A 24,149-nucleotide genomic window follows, 5' to 3' on the forward strand; every position below is an offset into this window, starting at 1 on the left:
GGGTGATCCATTCCAGATTGAACCAATCACCACTGTAGATATTTGGAAAAGCGAAAACATTTATACAATGGTGGAACTCAAATCATTCACTAATCCGAAAACGATTCCTCATCAGTACCATGTCGAACTTCTAACGATTCAGTATAGAAGTACTCCCGATATTGGAGAGGTGTTCAGCCAGCTTTCATACGGCGGTGTGCTGCAACATAATCGTACAGTCGATGATAGACGCCCATTACTTATTGAAGACTTCATTGATATAAAGCCATTAAACATCATAAAATTTCCTGTAAGTAAATACGAGAGCATTTATCGTCCCAAACGTCTTCAAAGCAAGAGTAATTATCAGGTGTATTCTGCACTTTTTGCATTTGAGTTCGTAAAGTACATTTCATCTCTCCTTGAAATGGCAAATGGAGATAATTTTTTTCGTATAGGTTTGATTGCACCATATCGTGCTCAGTCTGACTTGATTGATAAGTTAATGGCCTCTTTCACGTTCCCAAAGAACATTGATGTTCAAGTAGGGACAATCCATGGATTCCAAGGTGACGAATGCGATATTATTTTCGTACTATTTAACCCACCACCGTCCATATCGGCTTCAAAAGATATGTTTCTCAATAAACTTAATATCATTAATGTCTCTATTAGTAGAGCTAGAGATTATCTGTTCATAATTATGCCGAATGACGCTACGGAAAAAATAGAAAATCTCACAATGATAAAGAGAGTCGAAGAACTATGCAAGAAACAGCGAGAATGGATTGAGCTGGAATCGCGTAAAATTGAAGAAGTAATTTTCGGAAGCAACAGCTATCTCGAGGATAATTCATTTTCTACAAGCCATCAGTTGGTCAATGTATATGGAAAGCCTGAAAAACGATATGAGGTTAGAAGCGAGGACAATGCTGTCGATGTTCAAATACTTGATTAGTCAAGGAAAATATCATATTTAAAGCATCGCATGGTGACCCTACAAATCTTATTGCAATTGAATAAGCATGTTTGAAAATGAATTAAAATATGTAACATGTGCGTTTTCAACCAAGGGTGCATTGTTTTCTCCAAGAGAAATCAGTCTAAAATAATGAGCCTGAAGAAATAAGGTAAAGGGCAAAGGATATTCTAATGAATTTCATGCAAGATGGATTAAAACATCATGTATGCTAGATATTGATAGCTCATTGGTTAAATTTACATAAAGAATTACCTTTTTTTAATTAAGGCTCCTCATTAGATTTAACTTTTGAGAAGCCTTTTTTATTTCTTTGGCTCATTATGAAATGGTTAGCAATTAGAAATTTAATCTACAGTTTAGTTAATATATCTTGATGTTTGTCTTTTAATAGTTTTAGACGTTTAGTTTCTTTAGGGTCACAGGATTGTATAGCACGTTCATAGGCATCCTTAGCGAACATCCACTGTGAATCACGTTCAAATCGTATAGCCGCCTCGTAATGTTGGGATAGGTGGTTGTTACAATATATTCCACTACCTTTCCATTGGCCCTTCTGATCAAAATCTTTCACTTTATACTGATAACTTCTTAAGGTCCATGTTTGCTTTTCATAAGGATTACTAATAAATCGTATAACAGTTTTTTGATGTAATTATATGCTGTAATGAACTGTTCCTTAATATCCAAGCAAGCAACAACTTCCTCATGCATATTTGCTTTCTTAAAATGTTCTAAGGCTTCATCAAAATTTTCGTTTTCTCTAGCTAGGTATCCTAAACATTCATGTTTATAGATTGAAATTTCCCATGTATTTTCTATGCGGTTAAAACAATCAAGTGCTTGATCATATAATTTCTTTTTCAATAAGCGTAGGCCTTCTTTAAGCCAATCTTGATCCGTTGTTTCCACCAAGTGTTCTTCAGATTCTTGTAATATAGCAAGGTTACGATGTACTTGCATTCGTTCATGTATGGGCTTATAATTCCAAAATGCAGAAGGAGTATCGTTATCAAATATATAACAGTAATGACTGCCCCGGGTTACCCCAACATATAAAAGGTTTGTTTCACTAGCTAATGTACGTTGCTTATTATTATCATTCCGAATCTTTTCTTCATTTCCAAGGTTAATTTGGCGAAAAGTATCTTCCCAAAACGCAGCTTCTTCTGAATATTTAGGAAAGAAATCCCATATTAAATTTCGCTCAAATTCCAGGCCTTTTATTTCAAAAATTGTAAAGATGAGTGGTGGGTGACCATATCGTTTCTGAAAAGAAGAACGAAGCTCTTCCTTTACTTTATTTGATCGAACAATTATAGCTTGATGTGGTCCGAATTTATGAATAGCCTCAATCATCTCGTCTTCTGAAACGTTAGTAAAATAATAGGGTTTTCCCCATAATGTAAACTTTGTGATGGTTTTGCTTTAATCTTTTTAGTTGTATAGCTTTTCTCTAATTTATTAATCGACATGGCCAAATCTGTGATAGCGCCAACACTACGATAATTCATTGTTAGATGTTCAAGTTTTGGTGGTTTATGATTAAATTTATATGTAAATAAATCATTAATTGTTGGCCACCTAAATCCGCTATGGTGAAGAATTTGTTGGTCATCACCAGTTAAAAATAAGTTGGTTGCACTTCTACCGGCCAGTTCATACAGGAATCTTAGATGTAGCATGGATAAATCCTGTACTTCATCACAAAAGATATAGTTGTATTTAGTTGTATTAAATTCAATTGCTTCATGAAGTAAATCTTGTTCATCGATTTTGTGTGATTGTGATAACATCTCTTGATAGCGAAGGAACTGGGCATATGCTATTTTCCGTTTTCCAACAAAATTTGGAGCTTGATCATCTGTAAGGTTAATGTATTCTTTTTCAGTAAGGATATATTCCTTTCCGTACATACCACCTTTCCAAACTCCTCGTAATTCTTCCCACATCATTAGAGAAGGAAAGTCTTTTTCCATATTATTTTTTCTTGCTAACTTTTTATATTCCAACATAAATCGTTCTCTAGTAATAATATCTTGTGCCTTATCTTGTTGGCGCTCTCTCATAAGTTCATCAAACGTTTTAAAATGGACATTATCAATATATTTCTGCTCACCATCAATCCCTTTAACAAGACGCTGAAACATTTGCTGTGCTTCCTTACATAGATCTTTTGTATAAGTAACATATAAGCTTCGTTGCGTCTGGATTCATCTCTAGTAACTTGTGAATAACGATAGTAGTTTTACCACTTCCTGCTGTTCCGCTTAGTAAAATAGGGAGTGGAGCCTGTGCGAAGTTACGCTGCTTGTTGCTTAAGCTAATTTTCATCTCATAGAATTCATCTTCATTGAGTTCCTTTCGACGAATTAATCGTAGTAGAGTCTCATCATCTAATTCATAGGATTTTAGTTGATTAAGGTAAGTATGAAAATCTTCATTATTATTCTTCCATATAGATTTTGTTTCTTCCATAAATTCTTCTAAGGAACAAACTTGCTCATCTTCTTGGTTATATTGACGCATATCATAATCGTCTTGCATAAGAGATCTTGCTGTACGGATAACTTTGTCGTGCTCTACTTCAAAATGAAAGATAAGTAGGGCAGCTTGTTCTGCAACCTTCCGATTCTTAACTATAGTAAATAACATTCTTCTCGCATTATCTGTCCGTTCTTCATAAATTGTTCGTTTATGATTAATAGAACGTAGCTTCTTTACTCGCGTTCCGTTTTGCCATTCGCCGGTACGAAGGCGATCTACACGTTCGGATAACTGAGCGAGTCTCTTTTCAGACATGTTGTAAAGTTCTTCCCTTGCTGTTTCAGAATAGTAGATATCAAAATTCACACCATCGCCTCCAGACTTTATATAAAGCCAATTTTATCATGAATTGGTAGTTTCCTGGATATTATAATAGGAATATATAACCAATAAGGGTGAAGGAGATATGGTGGAGGGAAACTAAAGGATTAGTAATTGTTCATCAATTAAGTTAGAGGATACTAGACTAAACAATCAACCCAATTATCTGCTTATTCAAAGAAAGATGATTTAGAGTATGTAAGTAATGGAATTAAGAAATATTGAATATGTCCATGAGCCTCTTCTTGCCCCTATAGAAGATATATTAAAGGCATATAAAAAGAAGGAAATTAATAGGGAAACTTATGAAGGAAGACATATAGAATTACTAAATGAACATAAAGTAAAGGATAAAATAGACGAGATTATTGATAATAAAACGTCTATTGTTTCTACTTTGTATCACATGCACATGATCAATATTAAACATCTGGAACGTTTGTAATAGTTGGGTTTTAAAGTGATTTGCTACATCAGGTATAAAAAAGGCTTCTCATTAGTTGATTAAACTTTTGAGAAGCCTTTTTCTTTTGATTATGAAAGAAGGTGATGCATTATGCATTAATACGGTTTTAACACTTTTCATCTTTTTATCGGTTTGAAGAAAGTACCTTTTATTAATGTATGGGTTCTTCATTACAGAATCGAATATTTCTCACTCCGAATGGATCTTACATCAATTTTTTCACATTGCCTCTTTAATGTTACATCCCATTTTAATGCTATTGGGTATTAAGCATCATAACTAAAAAAAGGTAACGAGTATTAACTTCCCAGCCCTAATTAAACTCCAACAGGCTGTAAATCAAATACCTTACGAATTCGAGCTTCAATCATGATAGCTACCTCATCCTGATTTAGCATATCTAAAATCATTGCGCCGCCTACAATATTCAAATAGCGACCTGCCTCTACAAAGTGTTCTCGCTTCATTTCAAAACCTTCATCATTCAATTTCTTTAAGGCCTGTAGTATGCCCCTTGTAATTATACGATTTCCGGTGAAATTACTTGAGAAGAAGTAAACACTACGCCCTGAAAACTCTCGTGCGCAGAAAAATTCTGTTAGCCAGTATGGATTGTTAGGATTGCTTTCATCATAGGTCATATATCCAACCCACCATAGTCGAGCCAGGACATGCACAAATAAAGAGCGCTTCGCTCCATTCACAAAAAAAAGTGCCGATTTCAGACGTTTTTCATTTTTCTTTTCTAAATCATCCCTTAAGCGGTAGTTGAAGTAATCACGCATTTGCAAATGGGCAAGTCCTACCCATAGACGCTCTTGCGTAGCCTGCGCAACAGTCAAATGCCTGAGCGTATCATACATCGCCTTTACATTTTCAAAATCACTCACGGAAAAGTCAGGATTGAAGCTAAACTTAGGATGTACGTACTCAATTTGTGAACCAAGTACAACACCATCCTGTGAAAAGTAAGATTTAAACCAATCCTCATTACGCGAAAGATAATGTCCTTTATAAATATCATGCTGTGCAAGTAAATCCTGTAAGGCATTCTCTGATATATATTGAATTTTCATTCATTAATCCTCCTGTCCTAGTAATTTCTCTATCTCTTTAAATGAAGCAATCAGTGGATTCCTTAGAACCAATTGGACTGCTTCTATGACGGGCATTAAATCATTTAAAACACGTTCAAATGGTACATGATTATTTTCGAAGATTTGCACAAGCACCTGATACCATCGAGTATCCTCGTAGGCACTTGGATCGGCCTTGATTGTATGGAATACATCGATTAAAGCAGGTAAAATAATCATAGATAAAATCGTAGCCTTTAATCGACTACTCCCATAATCAGCATATTGTTTATACAATTGCTCAGGTAATAGCACTAAAATTTGATTGGTGCCTAATTCAATACCAACATATTCACGATTACCAGCGCGTCGTACAGTTACAATAGAAGGCAAATTTTGCTCTTCTGCGGCTTCCTCTTGTAGCACGATTTCCCCAGCACTTCCGAATGCAAGTATATTCCCTTTTTCATAGGTAATAGGAATGCCGAAATAGAAGGTATTCCAATCCGGATTCGTATAATCAACAATGTGGTCGTTCGCAAGGATAAAAGCATGGACATCTATTCTTCCGCGTATTTGCTGCTCCTCAATTTTTATCGTTAATGTTTTTTGATCACCTTTGAACAAGCTACGGAAGCTTGTTAGAGGACATTCAATATGTAAGGCAAAGATGGCTTTGCCTTGATCAATTAATTCCTGTAAATTATCATTTTTAAGCGCAAATTCGACCTCTAGCACAAGCTGTCCAAATGATTTCTTAGGATCGACAAGTACATCAAATGAAGAATTATTATAACTGTTATTTTCCTTTGAAAGTATTGGATAAGGTAAGGCAGGATTAAATTTCATATAGTTTCACCTCAAGCGCGCAATAATCAGAATAGTCAATTTGGACCTCTAGGCTAATATCGTCTTTACCGACCTTATTTGTGAATCGAACTATATTTTCACGAATGGAGATATCAGCGATTTCAGTTGATGAAACCGCTGCGATTGGTAGTATTACATCCCTTTGCTCACCAGAAACGCTGAACTCCAGCTTGCCTCTTGTAAACTTCTTATCAGGTGAAACAATCACACGATAAACACCCTTTGCTTTATCTGTACATAGGTACTGCATAGTGGTTTCTATCGGCTTATTTTTTTCTTTCTTTTCTTTTTGGTTGCCACCGCTGCCTGAGCCACTACCTTGGCTATTACCGCCGCCTCCATGGTTGCCGCCATTGTTTGTACCACCACCATCGCCTTCTTCGTCACCAATACCTGTATCGATTAGTAATCCGTTGACATCATCCTTCTCATTCGTACTCGGCTTTGGTTTAACCTTTTCCTTTGGCTTTTGCTTTACATCCTTGATTTTGATTGAAAGAGACTCTTTTTGCTCTTGACCTTGACCATTAGCAATCTGATCCGGTAGGAAATCATTCAAACCAATAGCATCCATTGTATCCGTTGCTTCTGTTTGGAATTTATCATGCACCGTACCCCGAACCCATTTGATTAAATCCTTCATGGCCTTCTCAGCGCTCTTTGGATTATCCTCATAACGATTTGGTTCCCATTTTGTATGGGCCGGATTTTCAAGTTCCTTAAAAACTTTGTTCATCTTTTTCCCAGTAATCATCAGAATTCCAGTAAAGGAAATGCTACCGCTAATACGACCTTGCTCAAACAAACGCATTCTATTATCACGTGTCATAAGTACACGACGGTTTAATTCTTCACCGGTTGTTAAAAGCAGATTGGCTTCCCCTGCCTCGAAAGTACCGATTGTTTTGTAATGACACTCTGGCGATGGAACGACTATGGTATCCTTAGAAATTAATAACTGATAGTAAGCCTTCAATGAACGGAAATCTTCTGTATCCTCAAGCGCCATAATTAGTTCACCTAAATTTTCATGGTTAACTTCAAGGTCCTCAATACGAATAACAAGCTTTTGCAGATGAATCGTAATAAAGAAATTCATTAAAATCGAGTGTAATAGACGCTCTTTCCAATTTTTATCTGTATTAAAGGCAGAAATATATACATCTGTTCCTGGTTCTGTTCGTACAAAGCTTGGATCTAAGCCAAGCAAGCCTGAAATTGCGCGTGAATTCTCATCCCCTGTAAAATAGCCGACACCTGTCGTAATTTTGCCATTCTTTTCAAAGGACATAATATTTGCTACACCAATATGAGATGAAATACCATGAATATCTAAAGAATCATAGAATAATGTACGAAGCTTAGAATTAGCTGCTGGAGCGGATTTCCCGATTCCAAAGCTTCCGCCTGAGTTATCTCGTTTATTCGATGAGCCAGCCTCACGAATAAGTGAACTCCAAGGTGTCCCTAGCTTTGTCGAATTAGCACCCTCTAACCCCTTTGTATTGAAATCGCTAATACGTAGGAAGGAGATAGTCGGCAGAGTTAAAATATCTTTCGCCTGCTTAATGAACTTTTCGCATTTCTCATTATGGCCCTTCCAGGTTACCTCACAATCATCGAAAACTTTCAAGAATTCCTGATGATTCGGAAAGGCTGTCGTTTTCAGTTGAAAACTTCTGAATTCGACAATGACTGGCTTTGTTTCGTCATACTGTGCATCTACCGAGTTTTGTGGTACTTCTCGTCCAACAGAATTCAATTCATTTCCACGGAACGTTTCGATTCCTGCATTGTTAATTGAGATGACTTGTCCACCAGCAACCGCCGGAAAATTCCAATATCCTACCATGTTTGTGCCCCCTTGTTTTCAAATCGCTTTTTTGTTATTTAAATTTAAATGTAGAATCCTTATCTCTATCACCTTCGCTAAATTTAGCACGCAAGATCTTTAGCTCTTCCTCTAGCGTTGACAATATTTGCTTCACGTGATGATCAGTATAATCATAGTTATTACGATTCGATAGATTCCCAATCAGTCTAATCTTTTTTACAGTTTCTGTTACACGTTTCTCAGCAAGCTCCTCAAACTTATCGCGCTTTTTGTTTTCAGACATCGTATACCTCCAACCTCTATTTTTTTATATTTAATTCAACTATATATAATAATTATATAAATTGCAAAATATAAATCTATTTTATTTATATATATTTAAAATATTTAATAAATAATTAATATATAGTTTGTATTCTATAAATAATTAAGTGTAGCCAAATAGTAAACGTGTACTTTGCCTGGTTAAAATGTGAATTGTGCCTTCTGAAGAGAAAAAGGATAATTTATCGAAGGTTGAGGAATCATCCCTTGATGCAGGATGGAAGTTCTATTTTTAATGAATCGAATTCATCAGGAATGGTATCATATCTTAAATTGTCTAGTAAGAATCCCGAAACATATAGCAAATGGGGCTTAACTTCTGGCTTTACAATAAAACCATATTACTGTCTTAAACTGCTAATAATTCAAACGCTTCCGAGTAATCGCCTTGGGAATGGATTGATTGATACATTAATAAGAAAGACTTACTATAGTAAACTAATAAAGGTTTCTCATAAGTTTAGAACAAATTTTGAGATAGTTCTTCAATAACGTAACGATAGAAGAAGTCGCTACAAAGTTAGTATTAGAATCGTAAATATTTCAAAAGTCAAAAAACTAGAGGTGTGCCTCTAGTTTTTTTTATTAAGAGAGTTCTTATTGATTCTGAGAAACTTATATAAAGATTGAACAAAAAATTTATAAGTGACAAAATATTCAAATCAATTACAAAAATCGACAAATTTTTTGGAATTTTTATACTACTATAGTAGTAAGTCGAAAGGAGTAAAAACTTGTGGAAAATATTGAAAACCTTTTTGAAACAGCTGTTTTCTACGAAAACCGTAACCACATAGAAAAAAGCAAATCATTATACATTAAACTGGCCATGTACCCTGATTTGCCTTCACATATTCTAAGTAGGACATGTCAGTTTCTATATGCAATTAAGGATTTTAGTAACACTTATAAATTATCCAAAGAGTTAATCATAAGAGGGGAATCCCTTGATGTATATGGGAATGTCTTTTTTCAAAGTGCTATAGGTACGAAAAGTGAAATTGTTTCAGAAATTGAATGGCTCCTAAAACAACCAGGAATTGAGTTAGGTTCAGATATCTATTTTAAATGTTTGATGATTCAGAAGGAAAACGGCCAGGATGTGTATTTGAAGGTAATTGACTTATATGAAAAGGTTTCAAAGCAGTTTAGTTATGAAGGTAAACCACTTTCTGAACTTTATAATGAAATAACATTATTTCTAGTTGAAGAAGAATACATCAATCGTAATATTACCCAAGCTAGATACCACCTTAGAAAGTTACTTGCTTTACATAAAAATGAATTACACCATATTAATGAAGTAACAAGTTGGTGTATTTTACTTGACTTGGTTCCAAATCTACTTTCACGGAAAGATTGTATTTCATTGAAAGACCAACTTAATGAACCTATAAAACTATTTCTCGATTTCTATGAAAAGATAAATGGGCGAGGGTTAAATAAAGAGGATATCCTTACGTTTAAGACAACAACGTTATCAGAAAGGCTATCTGATAAACGGTTTATTTATTTTATCTATGGTAAAAAGCTTTTGAATAATAGATTATCAAATGATGAAATTCTCTACTTACTTAATCAGCCTCATGACTGGCTAGCTGTTCTGTTAATTGTTACAGAATTGGGGTTAAAGTCATTCCCATTTTTAAAAAGAGCAATTCTAAATCATGCGGATTTACCAGAGGCTTTAAACTATTATAATCAGTTAAATACAGCCATTAATAATAAGGAAGAAAAAGATCTTTCTAATGTTGAAATAACAGTCCTTGGAGGAGGACATAAAATCGGTGGTACATCAATTCTCATTTCAATTGATAATCATCACCTCATGCTGGATGCAGGTATTCATTTAGATCCAGGTGAATCTATTTTTCCTGACTATTCTCCATTGAAAAAGAAAAATATTTCCTTTGATGATTTAGATGCAGTTGTTATTAGTCATGCTCATCTTGACCATACAGGAGCTATTCCACATATTCATCGTTTAGATCCTACTATACCGATTTACTCAACGGAAGCAACAAGTGAATTAATGTCCATTTTATTAAAAGACCTTTGGAGAAATAATCAAGGTGTTAAAGGATTTTATTCAGAAAAAGATTTACAGTCAGTTCTTTTGCATATAGAAACGAAAAAAGTAAACAAGCCTTTTTTCATTTCCTCACGGGATAAAAAGTGGAAAATTACCTTTCTACACGCAGGTCATATTCTAGGTGCTGCTGCCATTTTAATAGAATTTGATAATACTAGGATATTATTCACAGGTGACTATTCAATTGGTGATCAATTAACTGTGAAAGGAGCTAATTTCGCTGAAAACCTTGAGGTGGATGTGGTTATTTCAGAAAGTACATATGGGTACTATCCGTTACATGCCTATATTACACGGCAAAGACAAGAGGAGCAATTGTTGAAATTTATAGAAGAAACCATGAATAAAGATGGTTCCATGTTAATCCCTGCTTTTGCATTAGGAAGAGCTCAAGAGATCTTGTTGATTATTAAAGAACATTTTAAAGTCAATGATTATCCCCCCTATACTGTTTATACCGATGGATTAGTACCAAACATTTGTCGTGTATATGAAAAATATTTGGGTAGAGGTCCACTTTTTTTTAGTGGAGGAATTCAAAGTGTAAAGGACCAGTACAAAGGCTATTCATTTGATGAGACCATTTGTCAGATAATGGGGGCTAGCAAGAAAGTAATTGTAGCTAGTTCTGGGATGTTACAGAAAGGAAGTGCGTCATCACGCTATGCTCTACATATGTTAGGAAACAAAAAAAATAGTATTGCTTTTACTGGTTATATGGATGAAGAAAGTCCAGGCTTTGCTTTACAGCATTTGCAAGAGCAACCGAAGCCAACAATGAAAATTGGACGGGAGAAAGTTGAAGTTAATGCTAGTGTGAAAAGCTTTAAACTATCCGCACACGCAAACCGGGAAGAAATGATTCAAACCATCTTATCTCTACAACCGCAGGTTGTATTCCTGGTTCATGGTGAACATCATAGAAAATATATTTCACCACGGGCTTATGAACAATTGAGTGTATACCCGACAATCAAAGAGTTGCTTTCGGTATTACCAATTAATGTAATACCAGCTGTTAATGGAGAAAGTTATAGTTTGAAAATGGAGGAGTCAATATGAATCAATTATTAATACAGGTTATAAAACATAATGGTTTTTTAAAGGAAATTCAAAAAGAGATGAAAATGACAAAAGAGGAGATTGAAGAAAGCCTTAAGAGCCTAAATCTTGACACAAACACAAAACGTCGTATATTTTGCTGGGAAATTCAATTATTAGCTGAACAAATGGTTTATGAAAATTCGTCTGTTCACAATCTCGATCTAAACGATTTGATTGTACGCCATTGGAATTCAACCCATGTATTACAGATTTCAAGGGAAACCATCTCTGCCTTTTTTGAACGTTCACTCATTTCAAATGATAAGCAAAAACATGCATTTACTGCCCTTAGTGTTGGAAGCCTTGAATCTTATAAAGTGTATTCAAATGATGATCCAACCTTGTTCAGCGAATTGTTAATTCGTGTCCTTCTTTACTTAATAAAAGGAAAGGAAGTCAAGAAAGTATACAACCTAATATTACAACACGTTTTCGGAGATACCGCTAATTTAGTAGGTAAAAAGACCCTTGGTCGTCTTGATTTTTATTTGAATAATGGAAACCCATTAATATTTAACATTGAAATCCTTGTTAAGAATATACCACTTGAGGCTGCTGTTTTTGCTGAGGGAATGATGCAGATTATTTTACCAATCGCAATGGAGCTTAAAGAACAAGAGCCTGCAATGGAAGCTTTAAGTAATACATTAAGAGAGTATAAGCATAAGGACGACGCGAACACTCAACCAGAGGTTACATCAGAAATTAAAAACCAAGAGTTTCCAGTAATAGAATTAGTCGTAAACGAATCTAACTCAATCAAACCCGATGAGACAAGGGAAACAGAAACAAGTGAACGTTCTGTACAAGAACAAATTGAAGAATATGCAAAGAGAATTGTCGATTTAAGCACTCAATTAACAAAGTTTGAAAAAACACCAGAAGTAAAGGAAACAGAAAAAATAACAAGTGAACGTTTACAAGAGTTAGAAGTAGAAAACCAGCGCTTGTATAGTCACTTAGAACGACTTCAAAAAGAAAAAGAACAACTTCAATATAAAAAATTGTTTGATTTATTTGAAGGAATTGCAGGTAAAAAGACACAGTATTTATTATCTGAAATATTTGATGAAATTAACCATAATGATGAAGGATCAATGCTAACAGGTAAGATTAAGAATTTATTTAACTATTTAAGAATGTGTGGGATTGAGCCGACAACATATGGATTTGATATTGGAGAAGAATTCGAGATTACAAGGGAGGCACTAAAAGATAAATTTTCATTAACCATTCCATTAACAACAGAGGCTGAAAAGTTAAAAATTAAGATCTTAAAGCGTGGTTGGACAATTGAAGGAAAAACAATCATTTATCCACTCGTTGAAGAGGTAGTGGAATTGAAACAAATATAATACTAAAAATTTGGAGGAGTTTTTTATGGCAAAGAAAAGATATGTTGGAATTGATTTAGGAACAACAAATTCAACTGTTTCGGTAGCAGAATTAAATTCAAATCAACAAGTACAAGCAAAGACGATTCAAATCCAGCAATATGAGGAACATGGGATGATCTTTAGTGAGGAACTTCCTAGCGTTGTTCACTTTGATGAGGATTCTATCCCCTATGTAGGAAGATATGCGAAAAGAATGCAAAGTTATTACCCTAAGGAAACGCTATCTAATGTAAAACGCCATATTGGGGAAAAAGTAGAATGGGAAGTTCATAATGATAGCTATCAGCCAGAACATATTTCCTCATTTATTCTTAGAAAACTAAAAAAGACAGTAGAAGAGAAGTATTTTGGTGAGGAAATTGATAGTGCTGTTATTACAGTACCTGCAAGTTTTGATTTTCATCAACAAGGAAAGACAAAAATTGCTGCTGAATTGGCAGGCTTCAATAAAGACAAGATTCATATGATTCCTGAGCCGACTGCATCCTTAATTGACTTTTTACATGAAGAGAATTTAAAAGACAAAACTGCAAGAGTATTAGATGTGGCGACTGGATCAAAAACTGTACTAGTTTTTGACTTAGGAGGAGGAACATGTGATGTAACTATCCATCGTATTTCACAAGGTGAAAACAACCGAATAAATATCCAAGACTTATCCATTTCTCAATACACAGAACTAGGTGGATCTGATTTTGATGATGCGGTGATGAAATATTTATTTGCAAAACGTTTTCGTGAAAAAGGATTATCACCTAGAGAGATGATGTCCAAATACTCAGAAAATGAATTTAATAAATTACGAGAAATGTTATTAGATTTTGCTGAAAAGGCTAAAATTGATTTTTCAAGACGTATTAGTGCAAGAGAACAAATGCAAGGAATTTGTTACTATGACCAACCTGAGTTATTTGATAGTTTATCCTTTAGCTTAACATTATTTGATGTTCCAAAAGAGTTAGAGGGAGAGATTACAATAACGAAAAAGGAAATGGATGAATTAATTCGCCCACTCCTTTATCAAAGTGGTGATCAAGATGGAAAAAATATCGAGTTCCCAATAATGAATGCATTACGTATGGGGAAAATTCCATTAACCGTACATGACATTGATCATATATTCTTAGTCGGTGGGATGACGGCTTTTCCTACTATCAAGCAACGGGTAAAGGAGATATTTGGTAAGGAGCCAACTGTTGCAACAAACCCAATGCATTCAGTATCAAGAGGTGCTGCAATTTATCATTATTTCTTAGATGAGATTTCCATTTTTCCAGTAGAAATAGATAAGCTATATCCACAAAATGTATATATCAAAGTACGTAAAGGAACACCTGTGCCACTAATTACGAAAGATACTACTGTTCCACATTCTAAGACAATTGACACTGGTTTCTTTGTTTCGGGTAGTGGAGAGTATGTAAATACCATGTCACTTGAATTATTTTCAGCAGATGATCCCAAGGCTATGATTCAAAAACAACTAAAGAATGCAACCTTAGAATTTACCCAACCAGTTCGAGTTGGATCACCACTCGTGTTTCATATTGATGTTGATAATGATCGAAATCTTCAAGTGAAAGCATGGCTAAAGGATGATGAAACACAAATGGTTTATGTTGACTTAGGGATTACGGATTCAACAGAGGAAGAAAAAGCTTTGATTGGAAAAAGACAGGAAGCAATGACTAATAACGAGTATAAGGAGGTATAAATACATGGTAAAATTATCTGATTTATTTAACCAAACCATACAAGAACAGTTGAAAACGAAAACAAAGATGAGTGAGAATAGCAGTTATGAGAGTATTACACCAGATATATTACTTCCAGATGAAAAAGAAATTAGAGAAGAATTAAATAAGCAGAAGGCATCTTTGAAACCGGGAAGGAATGAGAGTATAGATGAATTTGAGTTTTTATTATCTGGTAACGTTCCAAAAAGTAAAGAAGAGTCCCAGGAGAAAGAAGTTTCCTATCAAGGGGTTGATGGTGGATATATTGGTTACGTTAATGTAGAAGCGTTTAAACCGGATCCATCATTAACGAATAATGATAATGCTATCATTATTGAAAATATTGAAATCATGAGTAAAAGTAATGACCGTTCAGAAATCTTAAAATCGGCAAACAAAATTGAAAATATAGGTGATAAAGCTATTGAGATTGTTTTTAGGGAAGCCTATATGTTTGATTTTAAGGATAAAGAAGAACGAATGAAATTAGAGGCTCTCGTTCAATTATGCAGTCGTTTAACTGTGCTTAGTTTAAAAGGAAGAATCTTAATCCTTGGAATTTTGCAGTATGCAAAGAATGAACAACACATTGAGTTAGCAATCCGGGTAGCAGGTTTTGTTCATGAAAAGGAAGCCACTGCACTTATTTTACGTCATGCTAAAAATCCAAATTTATTTATACCTTCGCTTGATTCTTTCCTTAATATGGGGAATACGGAGGCAGTAATAGATTTGCTAAAGGTATTAGATTTACTTGTTTTACCAAAATCAATGTTAGGGGATGTTATTTTACAAGCTAGAGATTTTTATAAAGTTTCTAGCTCGATTATTCCTCATTTATTTGATCGATATGTACATACAAGTAATCGACAAAACAGACCGATCTATTCGACTGCTATTAAGTCCTTTAATACAACAGCTATACCTTCTCTTATTGAAATTATTGAGACGGAATCAGAATTAGAACGAATTCGTGAGGCTGCAAAATTACTAGGAGGTATTAGAGAACCTATTGCTGTTGAAAAGCTAAGAGTAGCATATAAAAAACTACCAAACAAACGTGCTGCAATCATGGAAGGGATAGGGCATACGAAAGAGGAGGGTTTAGCAGATTTTGTTATTGATGAATTACAACAGGCTGAAAATAAACGTTTAAAAGAAGCATGTATCCTAGCGTTGGCCAATATTGGAAATGAAAAAGCTATTAATTATCTTAAACCCTATTTAAATGATGCAGAGGTAAGATTATCTGCGATATATACCCTTACTCAGCTTGGATATGATCCAGCTTTTGATCAATATTTAAAAACATTAATAGATGGAAATGATGAAGAGCAACATCGTTTACGCGGTTATGCAGCATTATTGAAGTTTAATAGTCTAATCAAGATGACGGATAAGCTTAATGATGTATCTGATTCTAAAGCTGTATCGATCTTACTTGCATTACAGCGTCCCAATCTTCTACCAAGAGAGGTAGGTCCGGTACTTGAAAGGCTGTTAAAGAAAAATGTAAGTGCACCTGTCCGCTTGGAAATTTATAGGTTGGTAGCCAAGTTCGTCAATACAAATAGACAAATATTACCGCAACAAATACTATTTGAGGCTAAACAAAGAGAAAAAGACGCATTAATGAAACGTGAATTAGAACTAATCTTTAAATCCATGCCAAAACGAGGCAGTGATGTTGGTTATGACGAAAGAGGTGATCGTTAATGGCAACAGGAAAGAAAAAAAAGGCTAAACGATATCGCTATATGGATGTAGAGGGAATTGACAGTTCCCTTTTAGATGCATGCCTACTCTTATCACTGGATACTGAACTCATCTGTTCTTCAATTTCAGATGAGAAGGCAGTTATATCGAAATCTGGTTTAAGCATGAAGCAAATCATAACCAAAAATATTGATCGGGTAGAATTGATCAGAGCAATCTCTCCTTTTATCAAAGAATCATATTCCCTTTATAATTACCTAGTTAGCATTAATATGGCTACAATAGAAAAATTGATAGATGTTATGAATGTTGATTCTTCTACTTCAGATGATGAACTTAAAGTACTGATAGAAGAAGAGGTCTTTGGAGGAAATATTTACTATCGTTACTTTGTAACGTGGTTAAGATTTAAAGAACAGTATCACGGTGAAATCAAAGGTATTTTGGAGTACTTTGGTCATACATTCCAAGAGGAGACTGGCCTGTTATTGGGTAATGACTATAATCTAAGAGAGAAGGATAGAGAAATGGAAGATGAGGTGCAGGATAGTGTAGAGATAAACTTTGATTCCATTGTTAGAGATTTAGTTTCATTAAAAGCGAGAGTAGAAAAAAGTACCTTCAGAGAACAGTATGATGAAGCAATAGAGACAAACAAGAAACTTGAAGGTGAAATTGAAGAGTTACAAAAGAATTTAAAAAACACAAGTGATCAATTGCAGACAAAAGAACAACTATTAGTAACAAGTACGAAGGAACAAAGCCAACTCAAAAAGAAGTTGGAAAATGAAAAGAGAGTTCTAGAACAAAAAAATAAGGAAATTGGTAAACTTGGTAGTGAATTGGGTGAATTACGAAAAGAAGTATTGGAATTGCGCAAAGAGAATGATAGATTTGCAAAAGAAATAGCAAATGCCCGTAAGATTAAAGAAGAAGCTCTTCAGTCCTTGGAAGAAACCTTACTGAATAAATACAAAGCTGAGAGGGGTCTCCTTATCAATGATTACCTGGAACAAATTGATGATTTAGAATTAGTAAACAAAAGACTAACTGCTACGATGGAGGACTACAAATCACAACAAGATATAATATCTGATTTAGAAGATGAAAATAATCGCCTAAAAAAACAGCTTGAAATTCATCTTATCCAAGCTCAACAAAGAGACCAAGAAAACCAAAAAGTAATAAATCAATTAAAGTTGCAATTGGAGTCTTTCACTTCAGGTGCAAACACCGCTCCTATAACTACTGTTACAAGTAATGGACAGAAAGATGAAGTGGATGAATTCGAGGAATTTGGAAGTTTCCTAGACAATATCGGGAAGAATGAACCTAAACGGCTATAGTGAAGTTTTAAATCAAGGGAAGGTTTCCGTTATTTAAAATTATAAAATTACAATCTCGATAACATTACAAAAAAACACCTCTAAAACAGATTAATTGAGTTTATAGTAGGTGTTTTTTGGATTTTAACTTAAAACAGATATAGTTCAATTTACCTGGAAAAGGAGTAAAACATGGATCATGAAACCAGATTAAAGAACATTAAATTAGGACTATCAGGAGATGGACGAGTCCCAATTGCATTTGATTCCGGTCTTATAACAGGGAGCCACTCTTTGGCTCAATGGATGGCTAGTACATTTAATCATAATTTTGATGATTATGATCGAGCTATTGATTCAATTTATAATACTACTCATGTTGGAGGCTCTTCTTATCATCATTTATTGGATGGGCAACACACTATTTTAAGTTCTTTTAACGCAGTAAAAGATGTTAAAGCAGATGATTCATTTGTAACTGAGTTTTTACAAGCAGGTGAACACCTTCTAAGGGATACCGCTTCTGTTTCAGGAATAAATCCTTTTTTTTCTTTAACTCCAGAACAGTTTGATAAACTTGCTGAAGTAGCAAAAGCTTTTGGAGTATCAAAACCATTTTTGGGAGATGCATTAACTATTAATGCTCCTGAATTGATTGGTGGAGTAATTGCCTTACTTTCAACATTTTTATTAGGAAAAAAAGGAGATCCATCACTTATTTCTAAACTTTCAGGGGCATATGTAGTTTCTTCTATCGCAAGTGCTAATCCCTTTTTATTACCAATAGCTGCAAGTAGCTTAGTCTATTCTATTAATAAGTCAGAAAATAAGAAAGAGGCATTCATTAAAGCGGGTAAAGGTGCTCTTGTATCTGGAGGCTCCCTAATGATTGGATCCTTAGTTGGTGGTCCTGTTTGGATTGGGTGTATTGCTTCTATTGCAGCAGCAATCGCTATAAATTATGCTCTAGAAAAGCCAGAAATTACTTTTAATAGAATTCACAGTTTAATAAAGCCAACAACTACGATCTTGAGAAAAGTATCTCTGTCATTATAAGGAGAACGAGAATAATATGAATTTCGATTACAAGGATGAAATATTAAATTTAACAGCTTTTCAACCGGTTCTTGATGAAATAAAACAAATTGATTCAAGTATGGGTGAAAATATTGAGAGTGCAATCATTGCCTCGCTTACTGAGAGTCACGGGCTTATAAGAGAAGCTACGACAATTGAGCAATTAAACCTTGGGTTGATAAAGGAGCAAATTCTTACTCAAGCACAAAGTAGTCAGTATCTAAATATTACCGATGAGATAACACAAAAGAAAAATAGATTATTAGAAAGTAAACCTAAAATTTATCATGAGTTTATGCAAGAAGTAGAACAAAACGTTTCAAAGCTGTTAATGGATAAAAAGTATAAAATGTTTAAGGAAATAGAAAAAGATGGATCGTGGTATAGTGGCTTAAGGGACACTGCAAAGAAGAGCAGTGGAATTCTTGTTAATGCGACGATAAAAGGTATTAATACGGTTTCTAAAGAAATTAATGGTAAACAAGTTTTTGAAAATGAAAAGGTAATGAATTCGAATACACTTGTTGAAGAATTACTAGAGAAATACCTAAATAGTAGTAAGGTATCAAATCAAATGAGTGAGATCATTACGAATGCAACAAGTAATTTAGAGAAAAAGTGGATTGAAATAATTACAGCTAATTTGCCAAACGTTAAGAGATTATCTGCATTTTCAATAGCTGATTCTGCAAAGAGTCATCTAAAAGTAGACTTTCAATTCGGTGCAACAGAACAAGTTCTTGCTATGGGAATAGGCTCAGCTGTTATTGGCACAGTAGGATTAGCAATGGGATGGCATACAATGACTTATGCGATGTTAAATGTTTTTCCGCCTGTTGCTTTATTTGCAGCAGTTGCAACAGTTGTGGTGGGAGTCCTTACCAAAGATAAGGCAATTGAAAAACGTAAGATGGACATTGCAGCTGCCGTAAATGAATATCACCATTATTTTCTAATCCAACTGTATACATTTAAGCAACAATCATTAGAAAATAAAAGTATTTCCTTATATATGGAGCAACTTGGGCAAAAGATTGTTGAAGAGACAGTCTGTCAATGGGAGGCCAATTATTTTGGTAAGTTAAGGATTGAACATTTTAGAGAAATAAACCAAGCTTTCGTTAAACATCTAATGTATGTTAATGAAGCAATAGAGGAAATAGAAAATGTTGATAAATAATAATGTAACATTACTATACAATTTCTATCCACATTTACAATTCAATAAAAAAAATCAATAAGGCGCAGAATAGAGTAGGTGTAATAATGAACATATTTGATATATTACAACAAAAAGACAAAGACTCAAATTGCCTTAAGAAACAAAGTTCTGTAGAGCTAGAAAACGACCCGCCTATACTACATCTTGAACAACATTTAGCAAAACTCCAAGAAGAGGCATTGCGAAAAGAGGAATTATATAAACAATTAGATTCAAAGATAGCTATTTATGAAAAAATTGAAGAAATTTTAAAAATAGCTCAAGTAGAAGAATGGAAATTACGATACAGTAAACTTGAAGAAGAAACTAATGATCTTAGGAAAAGACCAACTATAGAAGATTATAACTCTAAAAATACACTAATCCAGCAATTAGCGATACAACTTAAAAAAGCCAAAGAGGCAACGGTTCCAAAAGAAAAGTTTAACCAATTAGAACTTGAGAAAGATCATTTAAAAGAGTCGTTGCAAATAATGACCTCTGATACTGAAAGATTGGAAGCTATTGTTGTTGAATATGAGAAGCAAATTAATAAACTTCAACAGCAGGTGGGGCAATTAGAAGAAAAACTAGCAACATATAATACAATAGAGTCTAATTATAATGCTTTGCAAATTGCTCATGAAGACTTACAAATGAAATTTGATCAACGCCTTCAACAAATAGAGCAATTGAATTTGAAACTCCAGCAGTTACAAGAGCAGATTGAGCAAATGGAATACTCCCCATCAGAATCTAAGTCCCAACAACAAGCGCTTATTATAGATGATTTTCATGTAGAGGATGTAGAGTCATTATCAAAGGTGCTGCCTTTACTATCAGAAGAAAACTTACCTTCAGAAGCGGCAAAGGAAGAAGTAAAGTTAACTTTAGGGCAATCACCTGTTATTGAACTAGCACTAGAAGAAGAGAAAATGGAAGGTATAACATTTGATGAATTTTCAGGAGAAGTATCTGATGAAAAGGAGTTATTAGTAGAGCAAGAAATAGATGAAGCACAAATGGTACAAGCCATGTCAGAAATCCTGTCGAAAACAGTGCCAACAATAGATGGAGGAGTTGTAACTACATTTCCTAACTACGATTGGTCATCATTTTTGCCACGTAATAGTGAGTCAGAGCACAACTATCTAAGGAAAGTAATTGGAAAAATTGATGCATCTATGCGTGAAATTCCTGGCATTGAGTTTAATAGTACGTATGAAATAGATTATTCTACAGCTTATGTCGAGGGGATAATACGCAAACAGGCGTATGAACACAACAATAAACTAAAATATATAAAAGAACGTCCATATATAGGGCGAGTTGACTATGTTACAGTAGTGGGTGCAGAAACAATTTATATTGGAGAACAAGGAATTGACGACTATGTTATTTCATGGAAGGCAGAAGCTGCATCTCTTTATTATTTACGAGCGGTCGGTCATCCAATTGCTCACCAAACACTTGGAGAAGTTATTGTAGATTATATACGACAAATTGATATCGAATCCGGGAGAATTAAGAAACTTCATCCACCTATTACCTCAACTAGCCAATACTTTAAAGATGAAGGGTTAGTTTCGGCACTTGAAAATAAGCGTGGTACAGATATGCAATCCATCGTAGCAACATTACAGCGAGAACAGTATGAGATGATTCGCCTACCGATGAATCAGCCTATTATTATCCAAGGTTCTGCGGGAAGTGGTAAATCTGCTATAGCACTTCATAGGCTAAGTTATTTACTGTATAAATATCAAAATTTAACACCTGATAGTGTTGCGATTCTTGGTCCGAATAAAGCGTTTTTAAAACATATTCAGAATGTATTACCAACATTAGGTGATTTCGGCATTAAACAAACGACTTTCTCAGAACTAGCATGTGACATATTAATGATTTCTCCCTCAAAATTGATACGTCATCAAACAACAGAGCTAGAAATAATAAAATTAAAAGGCTCTTTAGATTTTAGAACTATTTTACAGCAAACTACAATGAGTATAATCAACGACCTGCGAATTTGGGCAAAAGCATACACGTTAAAATCAATTTCTATTCCAATCGTACCAATCTTAAAAGAAATGGAAAAATATCCGCAGCTAACATTAAAAGAGCGAGAAAATCTCTATTTCAATTTCTTCATTAAAAGTATGCAGAAAGAGATACATAATAAAAATGAAGAACAGCAGCAGTTAAAGCAATGGGTAAAGGACAAGGCAGAGGCTATTGTAAAACAGGAAGTAAATAACTTATCTCTATCCCATAACGAATTTATTACGACTGAGATAGCGCAATTAGGAAATCAGTGGGATAAGCATTTAGATTCATATCAAACTCATCGTTCTAATGCGAAAAAAAAGCAAGCTGATATAAGTCGTCAACAATTTATAACTGCGATTCAGCAAGCAGTACAGTTGAAAATGAAAGACCATGCTGTTGTGCTTCAACAATTGATTCCTCAATCTATTGACGAATCAATTATTACAGAGGCTTGGAAACCTCATGTGCAGCGTGAAGTTCAAAAAGCGAAAGAAGCTATAATCTTAAAGCATATAAGAGAGCAACAATTTGAAGTGTTTAGTGTTGCTGTGGTTACAGATACATCCATAGTTCAACAGCATTTAAAAGAAGTGCAGGAGCTAGTTCTTCAACAATTAGCAATAGAGCAACAATCATTTTATAATAAGCTGAAAGAAATACTACAACAGGCATTGCTATCAGAAATTCTAATGATGATGGAACAAGCATACAATAAACAAATTACAGAAGCATTAATAATACGATACAAGTTGGACTACAGTTTTAGCAATAAATATCAAGGTTATAAATTTATAGAGTATCATGTTTCATCAAATGAAAGTGACATTTTAAAAAATTATGTAATAAAGCATCTTGAACTTGATTATTTAGATTGCTTTGACGAAGCCATAAGAGTTGCTAAAATAAAGGGTCTTTTACCTAATGACTATCAATCATTTGATATTTTCTATGAAGATTTACCGGCTTTATTACATATTTCCCGTCTAATAAAAGGTGTACCAAAAGAGCATATGTTATCATACTTAATTGTTGATGAAGCACAAGATTATATGCCATATGAGATTGTTGAGATGCATGCATTAACAAAGAAAAATGGATTAATGTTAATTGGAGATTTAGGACAAAATTTAAATCGAGCGAGTTCCTTACAAGATTGGCATACTCTTGATCAAGTAATTGGTGAACCTGCTTACTATGAACTTAAGGCAACATATCGTTCAACAGCTCAAATTGTTGAAGTAAGTAATGAAATAATTAAGCCGTTTGCAACCGGAAAATACAAGCTTTCTTCAGAAACATTCCGTGATGGAGAAGAAGTGGAATGGGTAGAAGTTACATCAAAAACAGAAGAACAAAGGCTCATTGAAATACTAGAAGATGCCATTATAACTAATAATTATGAGTCTGTAGCAGTGATAGTAAAAGACGAATCATTACTTGATCATTTTAATTACATGATTGACCCATATTTCTCTGTAGCAATTCAAACCGAATCGGATTTACCAAGAAATGTGAAGGTAATTATTACAACCCCAACAGCTGTAAAAGGGTTAGAATTTGAAGCGGTAGTCATTGCACGATTTAATGACTATAGTTTTACAGATTTTGATCGTAAATTAGCTTATGTTGCTACAAGCCGTGCTTTACATCATTTGTATATTACGTATGAACAGGGAAAATCATCTATAATTTCATTTAATTAAACAAGTTTTATAATTTCATACTTTTTGAGACATTTCTATGATAGACAATAGGAGTGTCTTTTTTTAGATAAGTATGAGTGGTGATTTCAGTAAATGCTCTAGCTCTAATAGTTTTCAAAAATGTTTATGGCAAACTATTAATGTAGTGAATGGCCATTAATTTGTGCATGGCTTAGAATCTTGCACAAAATAAAAAAACCACTTGCCAACAATTCCTAAATACCATACCCTCCTAGTTGGGCAAACCATTCAACGGGAGGTATTTAAGGAGTGTTAACAGTGGTCGAAATAAATTATATCAGACAAGAGGTAAACACAAAAGGGTGTTCTTACTCTGATGTTGCCAAGAGGAT

Annotated in this window: 17 protein-coding genes; 10 read left to right on the forward strand and 7 right to left on the reverse strand. The window is 34.2% G+C overall.

Annotation, left to right across the window (positions count from 1 at the left end; translation table 11 throughout):
* Positions 1 to 67: 67 nt before the first annotated feature.
* Positions 68 to 937, forward strand: a complete 870-nt coding sequence (locus ACFSO7_RS21855) for an AAA domain-containing protein (protein ID WP_377879558.1) — start codon at positions 68 to 70, stop codon at positions 935 to 937.
* A gap of 612 nt (positions 938 to 1,549) precedes the next feature.
* Here the strand turns inward: ACFSO7_RS21855 and ACFSO7_RS21860 are convergent.
* The 3 genes from ACFSO7_RS21860 to ACFSO7_RS21870 are packed head-to-tail and all read right to left on the reverse strand — an operon-like array spanning position 1,550 to position 3,811.
* Positions 1,550 to 2,317, reverse strand: coding sequence for a hypothetical protein (locus ACFSO7_RS21860; protein ID WP_377879559.1), 768 nt, complete (start codon positions 2,315 to 2,317; stop codon positions 1,550 to 1,552).
* On the reverse strand, positions 2,314 to 3,108 hold the full coding sequence (locus ACFSO7_RS21865) for a UvrD-helicase domain-containing protein (RefSeq protein WP_377879560.1): 795 nt from the start codon (positions 3,106 to 3,108) through the stop codon (positions 2,314 to 2,316). The genes ACFSO7_RS21860 and ACFSO7_RS21865 overlap by 4 nt, the downstream gene beginning before the upstream one ends.
* 13 nt (positions 3,109 to 3,121) lie before the next feature.
* Entirely contained in the window at positions 3,122 to 3,811 is a 690-nt protein-coding gene (locus tag ACFSO7_RS21870) for a hypothetical protein (protein WP_377879561.1), read from the reverse strand.
* 220 nt (positions 3,812 to 4,031) lie between these two features.
* On the opposite strand from ACFSO7_RS21870, the gene ACFSO7_RS21875 reads away from it, so the two are divergent.
* On the forward strand, positions 4,032 to 4,271 hold the full coding sequence (locus tag ACFSO7_RS21875; protein WP_377879562.1) for a hypothetical protein: 240 nt from the start codon (positions 4,032 to 4,034) through the stop codon (positions 4,269 to 4,271).
* 338 nt (positions 4,272 to 4,609) lie between these two features.
* Here ACFSO7_RS21875 and ACFSO7_RS21880 read toward each other — a convergent pair whose 3' ends face one another.
* Genes ACFSO7_RS21880 through ACFSO7_RS21895 form a run of 4 tightly spaced genes read right to left on the reverse strand, consistent with a single transcriptional unit; the run spans position 4,610 to position 8,355 of the window.
* Positions 4,610 to 5,368, reverse strand: coding sequence for a DUF6339 family protein (locus tag ACFSO7_RS21880; RefSeq protein WP_377879563.1), 759 nt, complete (start codon positions 5,366 to 5,368; stop codon positions 4,610 to 4,612).
* 3 nt (positions 5,369 to 5,371) lie between these two features.
* Positions 5,372 to 6,217 (reverse strand): hypothetical protein, encoded by an 846-nt coding sequence (locus tag ACFSO7_RS21885; protein WP_377879564.1) that lies wholly within the window; start codon positions 6,215 to 6,217, stop codon positions 5,372 to 5,374.
* Entirely contained in the window at positions 6,207 to 8,090 is a 1,884-nt protein-coding gene (locus ACFSO7_RS21890; protein ID WP_377879565.1) for a hypothetical protein, read from the reverse strand. Before ACFSO7_RS21890 ends, ACFSO7_RS21885 begins: the two co-directional genes overlap by 11 nt.
* 34 nt (positions 8,091 to 8,124) lie before the next feature.
* Positions 8,125 to 8,355: a eukaryotic translation initiation factor 6 gene (locus tag ACFSO7_RS21895; RefSeq protein ID WP_377879566.1), complete on the reverse strand. Its 231-nt coding sequence runs from the start codon at positions 8,353 to 8,355 to the stop codon at positions 8,125 to 8,127.
* A 777-nt stretch (positions 8,356 to 9,132) separates the two neighbouring features.
* On the opposite strand from ACFSO7_RS21895, the gene ACFSO7_RS21900 reads away from it, so the two are divergent.
* The 8 genes from ACFSO7_RS21900 (at position 9,133) to ACFSO7_RS21935 (ending at position 23,796) form a co-directional block, all read left to right on the forward strand.
* Positions 9,133 to 11,550 carry an MBL fold metallo-hydrolase gene (locus ACFSO7_RS21900; RefSeq protein ID WP_377879567.1) on the forward strand — a complete coding sequence of 806 codons (2,418 nt, stop codon included), beginning with the start codon at positions 9,133 to 9,135 and terminating at the stop codon, positions 11,548 to 11,550.
* The gene (locus ACFSO7_RS21905) at positions 11,547 to 12,947 is read left to right on the forward strand and encodes a hypothetical protein (RefSeq protein ID WP_377879568.1); all 1,401 of its coding nucleotides are present in this window, start codon (positions 11,547 to 11,549) and stop codon (positions 12,945 to 12,947) included. Before ACFSO7_RS21900 ends, ACFSO7_RS21905 begins: the two co-directional genes overlap by 4 nt.
* Before the next feature lie 25 nt (positions 12,948 to 12,972).
* On the forward strand, positions 12,973 to 14,703 hold the full coding sequence (locus tag ACFSO7_RS21910) for an Hsp70 family protein (RefSeq protein ID WP_377879569.1): 1,731 nt from the start codon (positions 12,973 to 12,975) through the stop codon (positions 14,701 to 14,703).
* Between the two features lie 4 nt (positions 14,704 to 14,707).
* Positions 14,708 to 16,441 carry a HEAT repeat domain-containing protein gene (locus ACFSO7_RS21915; RefSeq protein WP_377879570.1) on the forward strand — a complete coding sequence of 578 codons (1,734 nt, stop codon included), beginning with the start codon at positions 14,708 to 14,710 and terminating at the stop codon, positions 16,439 to 16,441.
* Positions 16,441 to 17,787, forward strand: coding sequence for a hypothetical protein (locus ACFSO7_RS21920; protein WP_377879571.1), 1,347 nt, complete (start codon positions 16,441 to 16,443; stop codon positions 17,785 to 17,787). Before ACFSO7_RS21915 ends, ACFSO7_RS21920 begins: the two co-directional genes overlap by 1 nt.
* 171 nt (positions 17,788 to 17,958) lie before the next feature.
* Positions 17,959 to 18,822, forward strand: coding sequence for a hypothetical protein (locus tag ACFSO7_RS21925; protein WP_377879572.1), 864 nt, complete (start codon positions 17,959 to 17,961; stop codon positions 18,820 to 18,822).
* Between the two features lie 16 nt (positions 18,823 to 18,838).
* Positions 18,839 to 20,023, forward strand: coding sequence for a hypothetical protein (locus ACFSO7_RS21930; RefSeq protein ID WP_377879573.1), 1,185 nt, complete (start codon positions 18,839 to 18,841; stop codon positions 20,021 to 20,023).
* 86 nt (positions 20,024 to 20,109) lie between these two features.
* On the forward strand, positions 20,110 to 23,796 hold the full coding sequence (locus ACFSO7_RS21935) for a helicase domain-containing protein (RefSeq protein WP_377879574.1): 3,687 nt from the start codon (positions 20,110 to 20,112) through the stop codon (positions 23,794 to 23,796).
* Positions 23,797 to 24,149 lie beyond the last annotated feature (353 nt).

The organism is Bacillus sp. CGMCC 1.16607, from assembly GCF_042683745.1.
GTDB lineage: Bacteria > Bacillota > Bacilli > Bacillales > Cytobacillaceae > Pseudoneobacillus.